General features: G+C 28.8%; 15 protein-coding genes. 10 read left to right on the top strand and 5 right to left on the bottom strand.

Annotated features, from left to right (window positions below; translation table 11 throughout):
* Positions 1-56: 56 nt before the first annotated feature.
* From prmC to FP421_RS12585, 3 genes are read right to left on the bottom strand one after another with little or no spacing between them, the layout of a single operon-like run.
* Entirely contained in the window at positions 57-929 is an 873-nt protein-coding gene (gene prmC, locus FP421_RS12595) for a peptide chain release factor N(5)-glutamine methyltransferase (protein ID WP_159951166.1), read from the bottom strand.
* 5 nt (positions 930-934) lie between these two features.
* A complete protein-coding gene (gene cls, locus FP421_RS12590) occupies positions 935-2,359 on the bottom strand; it encodes a cardiolipin synthase (protein ID WP_159951164.1) in 1,425 nt (474 codons plus the stop codon).
* Between the two features lie 2 nt (positions 2,360-2,361).
* Positions 2,362-2,856, bottom strand: a complete 495-nt coding sequence (locus FP421_RS12585) for a GNAT family N-acetyltransferase (RefSeq protein WP_159951162.1) — start codon at positions 2,854-2,856, stop codon at positions 2,362-2,364.
* Positions 2,857-2,907: 51 nt separating this feature from the next.
* Between FP421_RS12585 and FP421_RS15135 the strand changes: the two genes are divergently transcribed.
* From FP421_RS15135 to FP421_RS12560, 6 genes are read left to right on the top strand one after another with little or no spacing between them, the layout of a single operon-like run.
* Entirely contained in the window at positions 2,908-3,366 is a 459-nt protein-coding gene (locus FP421_RS15135) for an LEA type 2 family protein (RefSeq protein WP_201288847.1), read from the top strand.
* Complete coding sequence (gene ribD / locus FP421_RS12580) at positions 3,367-4,410, top strand: bifunctional diaminohydroxyphosphoribosylaminopyrimidine deaminase/5-amino-6-(5-phosphoribosylamino)uracil reductase RibD (protein ID WP_236548111.1); 1,044 nt, start codon at positions 3,367-3,369, stop codon at positions 4,408-4,410. It abuts the gene before it with no gap.
* Positions 4,403-5,014 carry an HAD-IA family hydrolase gene (locus FP421_RS12575; protein WP_159951160.1) on the top strand — a complete coding sequence of 204 codons (612 nt, stop codon included), beginning with the start codon at positions 4,403-4,405 and terminating at the stop codon, positions 5,012-5,014. The genes ribD and FP421_RS12575 overlap by 8 nt, the downstream gene beginning before the upstream one ends.
* Entirely contained in the window at positions 5,011-5,874 is an 864-nt protein-coding gene (locus tag FP421_RS12570; protein ID WP_159951158.1) for an EamA family transporter, read from the top strand. Before FP421_RS12575 ends, FP421_RS12570 begins: the two co-directional genes overlap by 4 nt.
* A gap of 1 nt (position 5,875) precedes the next feature.
* Entirely contained in the window at positions 5,876-6,484 is a 609-nt protein-coding gene (locus tag FP421_RS12565; protein WP_159951156.1) for an IMPACT family protein, read from the top strand.
* A 26-nt stretch (positions 6,485-6,510) separates the two neighbouring features.
* A complete protein-coding gene (locus FP421_RS12560; protein WP_159951154.1) occupies positions 6,511-7,473 on the top strand; it encodes a D-2-hydroxyacid dehydrogenase in 963 nt (320 codons plus the stop codon).
* Between the two features lie 11 nt (positions 7,474-7,484).
* Here the strand turns inward: FP421_RS12560 and FP421_RS12555 are convergent, their stop codons facing one another.
* The gene (locus FP421_RS12555) at positions 7,485-7,883 is read right to left on the bottom strand and encodes an acyl-CoA thioesterase (protein WP_159951152.1); all 399 of its coding nucleotides are present in this window, start codon (positions 7,881-7,883) and stop codon (positions 7,485-7,487) included.
* Between the two features lie 175 nt (positions 7,884-8,058).
* On the opposite strand from FP421_RS12555, the gene dnaA reads away from it, so the two are divergent.
* The 4 genes from dnaA to FP421_RS12535 all read left to right on the top strand — a co-directional run bounded on the left by dnaA (position 8,059) and on the right by FP421_RS12535 (position 11,548).
* Complete coding sequence (gene dnaA, locus FP421_RS12550) at positions 8,059-9,486, top strand: chromosomal replication initiator protein DnaA (protein ID WP_159951150.1); 1,428 nt, start codon at positions 8,059-8,061, stop codon at positions 9,484-9,486.
* A gap of 128 nt (positions 9,487-9,614) precedes the next feature.
* Positions 9,615-10,064 (top strand): low molecular weight protein-tyrosine-phosphatase, encoded by a 450-nt coding sequence (locus tag FP421_RS12545; protein WP_159951148.1) that lies wholly within the window; start codon positions 9,615-9,617, stop codon positions 10,062-10,064.
* A gap of 3 nt (positions 10,065-10,067) precedes the next feature.
* The gene (locus FP421_RS12540; RefSeq protein WP_159951146.1) at positions 10,068-10,772 is read left to right on the top strand and encodes an SAM-dependent methyltransferase; all 705 of its coding nucleotides are present in this window, start codon (positions 10,068-10,070) and stop codon (positions 10,770-10,772) included.
* Positions 10,773-10,777: 5 nt separating this feature from the next.
* Positions 10,778-11,548, top strand: a complete 771-nt coding sequence (locus FP421_RS12535; RefSeq protein ID WP_159951144.1) for a hypothetical protein — start codon at positions 10,778-10,780, stop codon at positions 11,546-11,548.
* A gap of 14 nt (positions 11,549-11,562) precedes the next feature.
* On the opposite strand, the gene FP421_RS12530 is transcribed toward FP421_RS12535, so the two are convergent.
* The gene (locus FP421_RS12530; protein ID WP_159951142.1) at positions 11,563-12,120 is read right to left on the bottom strand and encodes a peptidoglycan-binding protein LysM; all 558 of its coding nucleotides are present in this window, start codon (positions 12,118-12,120) and stop codon (positions 11,563-11,565) included.
* Positions 12,121-12,170 lie beyond the last annotated feature (50 nt).

Here is a 12,170-nt window from a genome sequence, read left to right as displayed (position 1 = left end):
TTTTAATAAATAAAAATATTTTAACAAAACGGGTATAAATACCTGTTTTTAAAACGCTACAATCCAGTACTTAAACTTGCTTTTAACATTCTGTCATTTCCGAAAAAGTCTTTTTTAAGTTCAATGTCTTGAAGCCTTTTTTGACGAATCATTTCTAATGTTTCATTACCTAAATATTGGTTAATTTCAAAAAATAACAAACCATTTGTTGTTAAATGTTTTTTTGCCAAATCAGTAATTTTATTATAAAAAATAAGCGGATTGTTATCATCAACAAACAAGGCTAAATGAGGTTCGTTTTGTAGAACATTATTTTTAATTTCTTCCTTTTCAAGTTCTCTTACATATGGAGGATTTGAAACAATAATATCATATTGTTGAGGTAATTTATTAGCTTTAAGAATATCAACTTCTAAAAAATGAATCTCAACATTATTTAATAATGCGTTTTGCTGTGCAATTTTTAAAGCTTTTTTAGAAACATCAATTGCAGAAACTTCAACATTTTTAAGGTTTTTAGCTAGAGTAATTGGTATGCAGCCAGTTCCTGTTCCTATATCAAGAATCTTTAACTTATGATTACTCAGTATTTGTAATTGTTTAACTTCACTTAATATCCACTCTACCAATTCTTCGGTTTCTGGTCTTGGAATTAGAGTATGTTTATTTACTTGAAAAGGCAATCCAAAAAACTCAGTGTTTCCTAAAATATATTGAATAGGTTCTTCTTTTTGAAGTCGTTTTATAATGTTTTTAAATTCAAGTAATTGATCATCAACAATTATAAAATCAGGTTGTAAAACTGTATCTACTCTTTGTAGATTTAGCTTTTGTTCTATCAATAAAAAGAAAAAAGTATCAACCTCTGTTTTTGGGAAGACATCAGCCAATTCATTAGAAAAAAAGATTTTAAATTCTTTAAGCATCATGAGATTTACAATAAAGGACTAAAAAAACGACACAAGCGCTCTAGAGTTTTTTGAGTTTTTGACCTATTTTTAAATTCGTTAAATTCAATTTTTTGAGCTTTTTCTTTTCGCATGTCAAACTCTTTTCGAATTTCTAAAGTAGTTTTAGAATCGTAAATAATGGCATTCAGTTCATAATTGTGTTCAAAACTTCTGCAATCAAAATTGGTAGATCCTATAGAAGCAATTTCATCATCAATAAAAATAACTTTACTATGTGAAAAATCATCTCTTAAATAAATTTCTACACCAGCTTTTAAAAGGATTTCAAAATAAGAAAACATACTGTATGTAGCTATTTTAGAATCGCCTTTTTTGGGTAGTAATAATGTAACTTTTACACCGCTCAAAGCTGCAATTTTAAATGCTTCTAAAATTGAGAATGTTGGTATGAAATAAGGATTCATCACACAAATACTTTTCTCAGCTAAATTGATAAAACTCAGATACTGCTGCATGACAACTGATTGCTCATAATCAGGGCCGCTAGAAACTATTTGAACTTGAGTATGATGATTTGATTTGTGTGTTATATTGTATTTTTCTTTTTTACTTAAATCTATATCAGTAGCATAAAAGAAATCTTTAATAAACGATTTCTGTAAGCTGTAAACAGCCTCTCCTTCAATTTTGATATGAGCATCTTGCCAAACACCTAAAAAATCATCGTCAGTAATATATTCATCAGTAATATTTACACCACCTGTAAACCCAATTTTGTTATCTACAATACAAATTTTTCGATGATTTCTATAATTTAATGTAAATATAAAATTTCCATATTTCAAGGGCATTTCAGGATATACTTCAATACCAGTATCTTTTAATTCTTGTTTTATAGCTTTACTTAAGCTATAACTGCCGATGGCATCATACAAAATTCTAACGGCTACATTTTCTTTTCGCTTTTCTTTTAAAAGAGAGATTATTTTTGATAAAATCTCACCTTCTTCAATAATAAAATATTGCAAATGAATAAACTCTTTTGCATTTTGAATGGCTTCAAAAATATCATCAAAAGTTTCTTTTCCGTTTTTTAAAATTTTTAAATTATTACTATTAGAAACAGGTGTTTTAGTATTATTATAAATTAAATTAGCTATTTTTTTTTCTTTGATAGTTTTTAAGTCTGATGCAAATTTATCTTCAGAATTCGAAAAAGTACTTTTAATATAATTCTTTCTTTTTTTAGTTTCTTTAAGTTCAAAAAATTTAATTTTTCTTCTGTTGATTCCAAAAAGTAAAAAGGCAAACACACCTATAAAAGGAAAGAGTAACGTAATTAAAATCCAGCTTAAAGATTTAGAGGGTTTTACACCAAAATAGAGAATATTATAGAAAGCCCCACTAAACAGGATTATATGTAAAACACCAAGTATATAAAATGTCAAATTTAGTTTATTTCTTTAATCATCCAGACATTACAGTTGTAATGTCTGGTATTTCCCATAGGTTTTTCTAAGTCTGTAAAACCATATTTTTTATACAATTTTACAGCGGCTTTCATATATGGTAAGGTTTCTAAATAACAATTGCCAAAACCAAATTCTTTGGCTTTTTCTAAGCAAATTGAAATTAGTTTTGTGCCTAAACCTTTTCCTCTTGCAATTGGTAAAAAATACATTTTTTGCAATTCACAAGTATTGCCTTCAAAGTTATCTAATTGAGCAATTCCAGCACCACCAACAATTTTATTTTTATGTTCCATAACAAAATAAGCAGCTTTTGGTTTTTGGTAGTTTTCAAACATTTGGTCAGTAGCTCTATCCTCATATGCAGTGCCAACTTTTGGAGCACCCATTTCTAAAATTACTTCACGGATTACAACTGCCATTTGCGCATTGTCATCAGGTTGAATTTCTCTTATGATAAAATCTTGAGGTATCATATAATACTGTATTTTTGCAAGAGCAATTTACCTATTTTTTAAATATTCTTGATGAAAAAACTGATCTATTTTATTGTTTTGTTTCTTATAATAACAAGCTGTTCTGTAAACAAAGAACCTGTTTTTTTGAAAGTAGATAATGTAAAGGTAATTGCAATTGCATCAGATACAATACGTTTAAAAGCAGAAGCTTTTTTTGAAAACCCAAATGATGTAGGAGGTAAAATTTCTACTGATAATTTGTCAATATTTGTAAATAATAATGAAGTGGCTCAGGTTTTTTCTGATGATTTTAAAGTACCTGCTAGAAAAGAATTTGCTATTCCTTTACACGTTGTCATCCCAACAAAACGAGTGTTTGAAAATAATAAAAACGGAATTTTAGGTGGCTTGCTCAACACTATTTTTAATAAATCGATTAAAATACAATTTAAAGGAAATTTACAATACAAGTTCTTAGGGTTTAAAAAAGTTTTTGTAATAAATCAAACCAAAGAAATAAAGCTATAATTGGATCATAAAAAGTACATACAACGTTGTTTGCAAATTGCCAAAAACGGAATTGGAACTGCTCGTCCAAATCCTTCTGTAGGTGCAGTTGTAGTATATGATAATAAAATTATTGCTGAAGGGTTTACATCACCTTATGGAAAAAATCACGCTGAGGTAAATGCAATTGCTGCTGTAAAAGATAAATCGGTTTTGAAATCAGCAACAATTTATGTGACTTTAGAACCTTGTTCTCATTTTGGTAAAACACCACCTTGTGCAGATTTAATTGTAAAACATCAGTTCAAAAAAGTTGTCATTGGTTGTGTGGATTCTAACAGTTTAGTATCGGGTAAGGGTATTGAACGATTGCAAAATGCTGGAATTGAAGTTGTAATTGGTGTTTTAGAAGATGAATGCAGAGCGCATCATAAACGGTTTTTTACAGATCAAGAAAAAAAACGACCCTACATCATTTTAAAATGGGCGGAAACTAAAGATGGTTTTGTAGCTCCAATTTCTAAGAACAAGCAAGGACCTGTTTGGATTTCTAACCCATGCTCTCAACAATTGGTGCATAAATGGAGAGCTAAAGGGCATGCAATTTTAGTTGGGACAAATACAGTTGTTTCAGATAATCCTAAATTGAATGTAAGAAGTTGGTTTGGCCAAAATCCTGTTAGAATTGTAATCGATAGAACTTTAAGAATTCCTGAAAATTTACATGTTTTTGATGGAAGTGTGAAAACAATTTTTATTACTGAAAAAAATAATTCTCAGATCGAGGGCAGTCAAGAGCTAATTTTTGAAACAATAAATTTCTCAAAAAACATGGCAAAACAAATCTGTGATGTTCTTTACAAGCACAACATTCAATCTGTTATTATTGAAGGAGGAACAAAAACGCTACAAAATTTTATAGATGAAAATCTATGGGATGAAGCTCGAGTTTTTACAGGTGATGTTACTTTTGGAAAAGGAGTTTTAGCACCGATTTTTAACGCGTCAAAAAAAGAACACATAAACATTCAAAAAGATGTTTTAAAAATATATACCAATGATTAAGAATATCATATTTGATTTTGGCGATATTTTTATCAATTTAGATAAAAAAGGTTTTGCAAAAGAAATTCAAAAATTAAATATTTTTGAGACAGATGTTGAAGTGAAATCTATTTTAGATCACTATGAAATGGGATTGATTTCTACGAATGAATTTTTAGAGTTTTTTAATAATAAAGTTGGTGTTTCTTCAGAAGATTTAAAAAACGTATGGAATTCTATTTTATTAGATTTTCCTTTAAGAAGATTAGACTTTCTTAAAGAATTAGTGACAACAAAAAAATATAGAGTTTTTTTACTGAGCAATACCAATGACATGCATATTTCTTGGATTAAAGAAAATTGGGGAATAGAGTTATTTAACGAATTTAAAACCTGTTTTGAACAGTTTTATTTAACTCATGAAATTCATTTTAAAAAACCAAATTTAGATATTTATAAATTTGTTTTAAATGAAAATAAGTTGATTGCTGAAGAAACTATTTTTATAGATGACACCAAAGAAAATACAGACGCTGCACATTCATTAGGAATTCACGTTTGGAATTTAATTCCGGGTGAAGAAGATGTCACTGAATTATTTATCCGAAAAGGCGATTTATTTTGATTTATTTACTCTTAAGCATCCTTTTTTCTACAGGATTATTTGTGATATTTAAATACTTTGGCATTTATAAAATTGATGTTTTAAAGGCAATTGTAATTAATTATATAGTCGCTTTTAGTTTGGGTTTTGCATTTGCAGAAAAAAGTGTAAATTTTTCAGAAATACCTAATCAACCTTGGATTTATGGTGCATTAATTTTAGGTGTGTTGTTTGTGGCTATTTTTTTTGTAATGGCTATGACTGCTCAGAAAAATGGTGTTTCAGTTGCGTCTGTTGCAGGTAAAATGTCTGTGGTGATTCCGGTACTTTTTGGTGTTTTACTTTACAATGAATCGGTTACTTTTTTAAAAGCTATAGGAGTTGCTATTGCACTTTTAGCGGTATACCTGGCATCAGTTAAAGAATCTAAAACAAAAATTAAAAAAGCCAGTTTGTTGTTTCCAATATTGCTTTTTTTTGGTTCTGGGGCAATAGATACTATTTTAAAATATGTAGAAGTAAATTTTGTTCCAGAAAATGAAGTAGCTATTTTCTCAGGAAGTTTATTTAGTGTTGCAGCTATTTTTGGATTAATCATTTTAGGAATAAAATCATTAAAAAAAACAACACCTTTTGGAGTAAAAAATATTATAGCAGGTATTGTTTTGGGGATTCCTAATTACTATTCTATTGTGTTTTTAATAAAAGCTTTACAGCATAAAAATTTTGAAAGCTCTGTTTTGTTTACCGTAAACAATGTAGGAATTGTAATTCTATCTACACTTGTAGGTTTATTTTTATTTAAAGAACATTTTAGCTTAAAAAATAAAATTGGGGTGTTTTTAGCAATTATTGGAATAATTATAGTAACCATAGCATAATATGTTAGAAGACAGTTATAAAACCATAAAAAAAGCTTCAAAAGAAACTTTTTTTAAAGAAAAGGGAAGTAAGTTTTTTGGATATACATTTCCTGTTTTGTCAGAAGATGATGTTAAAACATGTTTAGAAGAGTTAAAGAAAAAACATCACTCTGCACGTCATTTTTGTTATGCTTATCAAATAGGAATAGAAGATATTAAATTTAGAGCAAATGATGATGGAGAGCCTAATAATTCTGCAGGTTTGCCCATTTATGGTCAAATTCAATCTTTTGAGGTAACCAATATTTTAGTAGTTTCTGTTCGTTATTTTGGAGGAACAAAATTAGGGGTTGGTGGTTTAATATCAGCCTACAAAACATCTGCTAAATTATCTTTAGAGTCATCAGAAATTTTAGAAAAGACCATTAATGTTCATTTTCAATTAAATTTTGGTTATGAAATGATGAATGCTGTACAAAGAATTATTAAAGAGAAAAATATCGAAATAATCAATCAAAAATTAGAAATGAATTGTGAGTATCTTATTTCTATTCGAAAAAATGATGCTGATGCTATTTTTAGTATTTTTAAAACTTTGTATAAAGTTGAAATAAAAAGAATAGTTTAGCAATAAACTTACCAAAATAATAAATAATGAAAATTGTAGTTTTAGATGGTTATACGTTAAACCCAGGAGATATTAGTTGGAATGCTTTAGCGGAATTGGGAGATTTAAAAGTTTATGATAGAACTTCATATAACTCAAAGAGTATTATAAAAAATATTGGTGATGCAACTATTGTTTTTACTAATAAAACGACATTAAGTCATGAGATTTTAGCTCAAGTACCGTCCGTAAAATATATAGGAGTATTGGCAACAGGATATAATGTTGTAGATACAGAAGCTGCAAAAAAGTACAGTATTACAGTAACTAATATTCCAGATTATAGTTCAGGTGCAGTTGCACAATTTACAATGGCACTTTTGTTAGAATTAAGTCATCAGATAGGTGCACATAATATCTCTGTAAAAAATGGAGATTGGGTTTCTAGTAAAGATTTTAGTTATTGGAACAGTCCTTTAATAGAATTAGCTGGTAAAACTATTGGATTAATTGGGTTTGGAAAAATTGGAAAAGCTACAGCTAAATTGGCAACGGCATTTGGTTTAAAAATTTTGGTGTATAATAGAACTAAATATGATGAGTTGGAAACTGAAAACTTGAACTTTGTTACTTTGGATGAATTGCTCCAGAAATCAGATTTTGTGAGCCTTCATTGTCCTTTAAACAAGCAAACAGAAGGAATCATAAATGCTAAGAATATTCTTAAAATGAAAAAAACAGCGATGCTGATTAACACCTCAAGAGGGCCATTAGTTGTTGAAAAAGATTTGGCAAATGCGTTAAATTCAAATAATTTAAAGGGAGCTGCTGTAGATGTAATTTCTGAAGAACCAATGCAAAAAGACAATCCGTTACTTAATGCTAAACATTGTATTATTACACCTCATATTGCATGGGCATCAAAAGAAGCTAGATTACGTTTAATGAATACTGCTGTAGGTAATTTAAAAGCTTATTTGGAAAATAACCCGATTAATGTTGTTAGTTAACACTGCATTTTTTAATACCCTAAAGCTCTCAATAAATAATCAGGACAACGTGCAGGTTTCATAGTTTTTCTGTTCATAAAAGCCAAAGTGGTATTTCCTGTACAAATTAATTCGTTATGTTGATTTACAACTTCGTAATCAAACTCAATTTTAACCATGGGCTTTTTTTTGAGAATTGTTTTAATGGTTAAAACATCATCATACAATGCAGATTTAATAAAGTTACAATTTAAAGAAATTACAGGCAGCATTATTCCGCTGATTTCCATATCTTTGTATGTAACCCCTAAAGAACGTAACCATTCCGTGCGTCCTAATTCAAAAAATTGAGCATAATTTCCGTGGTAAACAACGCCCATTTGGTCAGTTTCAGAATATCGGATTCTTGTTTTTGTTGATGAGTTTTTCAATTGTAATAGACAAAATTTATATTAGCATTTTACGGAAAAAATAATTAATAATCAATAGTGATTTGATTTTTTTTTAATGAATTTTATTCACACTTTTGTAAGGCTTTAGAAAAAGGCTTCAAAAAAGTCCATTTTTAACCAAATTATTAACCTAAAAAAAATTTACTTTACCTAAATGACTATAACTGCTGACTCAGTTTGGAATGAATGTTTGTCTTTCATAAAAGACAATATTAAACCACAAGCTTACAAAACTTGGTTCGTTCCTATAAAGCCAGTAAAACTGTCAGGAGAAGCATTAACAATTCAAGTGCCAAGTAAATTTTTTTATGAATGGTTAGAAGAGCATTACATTAAATTATTACGTGTTGCATTGGTAAGACAATTAGGTAATGAAGCCAAATTGATTTACGATGTTAAGATGGAAAACAATTACAGCAGTAACAGACCGCAAATTGTTAAAATTCCAAGTTCTAATAGAGATCCTTTAAAACCTCAAAAAGTAACAGTTCCTTTAGAATCTAATAAAAGAGAATTAAGAAATCCGTTTGTAATACCAGGATTACAAAAAGTTAAGATTGAATCTCAATTAAACCCTAATTACAGTTTTGTAAACTTTATTGAGGGAGATTCAAATAGATTAGCACGTTCTGCTGGCATGGCAGTTGCCAATAAACCAGGAGGAACCTCTTTTAATCCATTATTAATTTATGGTGGAGTAGGTTTAGGAAAAACACATTTAGCGCATGCTATTGGTGTTGATATCAAAGATAAATATCCAGACAAAACTGTATTGTACATTTCTTCAGAGAAATTTACACAGCAATTTATAGATTCAGTAAAATCGAACACAAGAAATGATTTTATTCATTTCTATCAAATGATTGATGTGTTGATTATTGATGATGTTCAGTTCTTGTCAGGAAAAGCAGGTACACAAGATGTGTTCTTCCATATTTTCAACCATTTACATCAAAATGGAAAACAGGTAATTTTAACTTCAGATAAAGCACCTGTAGATATGCAAGATATAGAACAACGTTTGTTGTCTCGTTTCAAATGGGGGTTATCAGCAGAATTACAAGCTCCAGACTATGAAACAAGGATTTCTATTTTAGAAAACAAGTTGTTTAGAGACGGTGTTGAAATGCCAGAAGAAATCATTGGGTATATTGCAAAAAATATCAAATCTAATGTAAGAGAATTAGAAGGGGTTATCATTTCTATGATTGCTCAAGCTTCTTTTAATCGTAGAGAATTCTCTATAGAATTGGCAAAACAGATTGTAGACAAGTTTGTTAAGAATACAAAAAAGGAAGTTTCTATAGATTATATTCAGAAAGAAGTGTCTAAATACTTTGATATGGATGTGGCAACATTACAATCTAAAACACGTAAACGTCATATTGTACAAGCACGTCAATTGGCTATGTATTTTGCAAAAAGATTAACAAAAACATCTTTAGCAAGTATTGGAAATCAGATTGGGCAAAGAGATCATGCAACTGTACTACATGCGTGTAAAACTGTAGATAACTTAACAGAAACAGATAAGCAATTCAGAAAATACGTAGATGATTTAACAAAAAAGTTGACCTTCTAGTATCTTAAAGCTATATATAAATTTCACTTCAATTTTAGTTAAGAAGTATTTATTTCAATTTCATATTTGGATAATGAACTTTCTTTACAACAGAAAATTGTTTTTTATTTTTAACAAATTTTAATCGTATGCAAAGAGTATTGATGGTTTGTCTGGGCAATATTTGTCGTTCACCATTGGCTGAAGGAATTTTACAATCTAAAGTAAATCCTAATGATGTTTTTGTAGATTCTGCAGGAACAGCAGCTTATCACGTTGGAAATAAACCTGATGAACGTTCAATAGCAGTTGCAGCAAAGTATAAATTAAATATTAAAAATCAAAGTGCAAGAAAGTTTACAGTTAGAGATTTTGATGATTTTGATTTGATTTATGCTATGGATGAGAGTAACTACCATAACATTCTTTCGTTAGCGAGAAATGCTAATGATGAACTAAAAGTAAGTATGATTTTAAATGAGATTAATCCAAATTCAAATCAAAGTGTTCCTGATCCATATTATGGAGGAAATCAAGGTTTTGAAAATGTATATCAAATGCTAGATGAGGCTTGTGAAATTATTTCTAAAAAACTATAAATTATGCTCGGTAAACTCTATTTAATTCCTACTACATTAGGAGAAACTGAACCTTTAGAGGTGATGCCTTTATCGGTAAAAAAAGTAGTTGAACAAATTGATTATTATATTGTTGAGAATGAAAAATCGGCAAGAAGATTTATCAAGAAAATTTCACCTAAAAAATCCCAACCTTCGCTGCAATTGATGTTGTTAGATAAATATGCAGAAGAAATAGAAACCAGAAAATATTTAGACGTTTGTAAAGAAGGGATTAATGTTGGGTTATTATCAGAGGCAGGAGTTCCTGCAGTGGCAGATCCAGGAGCGACTATTGTAAAACAAGCGCATCAAAATAACATTCAGGTAGTGCCTTTAGTTGGGCCAAGTTCTATTTTAATGGCAATGATGGGTTCTGGTATGAATGGCCAAAACTTTGCATTTAATGGTTATTTGCCTATTGACAAAGGTGACCGAAAAAGAGCAATTAAAGAGTTAGAGAAGTTATCTAAAGCTAAAAATCAATCACAGATTTTTATAGAAACTCCCTACAGAAATGAAAAAATGTTTGCCGATTTAAAAGCAACATTAACACCAACTACAAATTTATGTATTGCAGCAGACATCACTTTACCATCAGAATATATTAAAACAATGATGATGAAAGACTGGAAACATCAACAACCAGATTTACACAAAAAACCAGCTATTTTCATTATTCAAAAGTAATTTTTATGAAAGCTAAAGCAATTGATATTTTAATAATTTTTGTGTTATTTATTATTTCTAATATTTATTTTTTATTGAAAATTCATACAGTAACAATTTTATTCGGGTGTTTAGTTTTTTTATTACCGCCAATTATATATTTATCATTCAGAAAAAAAAAAGATTGGTTAAAAATTTTAATAATAGCAACTGTAATTGGTGTTATTATAGGTGTGCCATTTACTTTTTTAGGAGAACTTACTAATGCTTGGATTATTCACGATAAAAAATTTAGATTTTTTGATAGCTTTTACCTACCTGTAATTTTAGGTTGGATGTTAATGTCTTCTTTGACTATTATTATTTATCAACACTTTTATTTTACAAATGCAAAAATAAAAACTTTATCAAAAAGATTTAAAAAAGTTTTTTTTACGTTAAGTTTCATTTCTGTTATATTAATTTTAACGTGTTTTATTTACCCTAATTTATATCCAAAACAATACTCATATGCTTATATTGGAATAATTAATATCATTCCTTTTTTATATTATTTAATTAAAAGACCAAAATTTATATTAAAAATTACTCCTATAATCATTTATTTTTTTTCAGTGTATTTTTCAATGGAATACATTGGTTTAACTAATAATCTTTGGTCTTTTAAAGGAAGTTATATAGGTGAAGTTAGCTTTTTTAAAATAACATTTCCAACAGAAGAACTTGTCTATTGGATGATTTTATTCTCTCCTTCAGTTTTATGTTTCTATAATTCATTTGTAATTGATAATGAGTGAAAAATTAGAAAAAATTAAGAAATAACCTTAGCTTTTCGATCTGCTTTAATGTTAGAAACATTATAGCCTCCAAATTTCTTCATGTAGTACTGAATGGTTGCTCCATAAGCATCAGCAAAACGAATAGCACCATTACTTCTCAAGAATTTCTTTACATTTCCAGCTCCACTTAAATGCGCTGCTGCTAAAATTCCTGATTCTGTAATTTTGATTCCGTTAATGGTTTTACCCACAGAACGCTTAATATCTTTTCTTAAAATCCATTTATTTACTTTACATAATGCTATAAAAGCTCGTTCTTGTAATTCTGGATTTCTTAAAAAGGCTTGCGTATTGTAAATTCTGAATCTTTCTAATGTAGTTCTTCCAAATTGATATTTCCCTAAATAACCTAAAGTGTTTACAGCAGTATATTTTCCTTGCGATTCTTTAAAAGCCAAAGCTTCTTTAAAACCAACAAAATCTTTCTGTAAATAAGGAATATTGAAATCTACAAACTTCGGAAGAGAAACTTCGTCTGCTGCATTTGCTTTTTTATCAATGGTTGTTGCGTTGATAAACCCTAAAAACATAATGCATAAAACTAAAAACTTTTTGATATATAGAATCTTTCTGTTTTGCG

Origin of the sequence: Polaribacter septentrionalilitoris (genome assembly GCF_009832745.1) — a bacterium.
Classification (GTDB): domain Bacteria; phylum Bacteroidota; class Bacteroidia; order Flavobacteriales; family Flavobacteriaceae; genus Polaribacter; species Polaribacter septentrionalilitoris.
Note: the sequence above shows the minus strand (reverse complement) of the source record. Positions and strands in the feature narration are given on the sequence as shown.

What these genes read in the sequence shown, in the direction of transcription:
- prmC (WP_159951166.1), bottom strand. Translation starts at nt 929, where the DNA reads ATGATGCTTAAAGAATTTAAAATCTTTTTTTCTAATGAATTGGCTGAT.
- FP421_RS12585 (WP_159951162.1), bottom strand. Translation starts at nt 2,856, where the DNA reads ATGATACCTCAAGATTTTATCATAAGAGAAATTCAACCTGATGACAAT.
- FP421_RS15135 (WP_201288847.1), top strand. Translation starts at nt 2,908, where the DNA reads ATGAAAAAACTGATCTATTTTATTGTTTTGTTTCTTATAATAACAAGC.
- FP421_RS12575 (WP_159951160.1), top strand. Translation starts at nt 4,403, where the DNA reads ATGATTAAGAATATCATATTTGATTTTGGCGATATTTTTATCAATTTA.
- FP421_RS12565 (WP_159951156.1), top strand. Translation starts at nt 5,876, where the DNA reads ATGTTAGAAGACAGTTATAAAACCATAAAAAAAGCTTCAAAAGAAACT.
- FP421_RS12560 (WP_159951154.1), top strand. Translation starts at nt 6,511, where the DNA reads ATGAAAATTGTAGTTTTAGATGGTTATACGTTAAACCCAGGAGATATT.
- dnaA (WP_159951150.1), top strand. Translation starts at nt 8,059, where the DNA reads ATGACTATAACTGCTGACTCAGTTTGGAATGAATGTTTGTCTTTCATA.
- FP421_RS12545 (WP_159951148.1), top strand. Translation starts at nt 9,615, where the DNA reads ATGCAAAGAGTATTGATGGTTTGTCTGGGCAATATTTGTCGTTCACCA.
- FP421_RS12540 (WP_159951146.1), top strand. Translation starts at nt 10,068, where the DNA reads ATGCTCGGTAAACTCTATTTAATTCCTACTACATTAGGAGAAACTGAA.
- FP421_RS12535 (WP_159951144.1), top strand. Translation starts at nt 10,778, where the DNA reads ATGAAAGCTAAAGCAATTGATATTTTAATAATTTTTGTGTTATTTATT.
- FP421_RS12530 (WP_159951142.1), bottom strand. Translation starts at nt 12,120, where the DNA reads ATGTTTTTAGGGTTTATCAACGCAACAACCATTGATAAAAAAGCAAAT.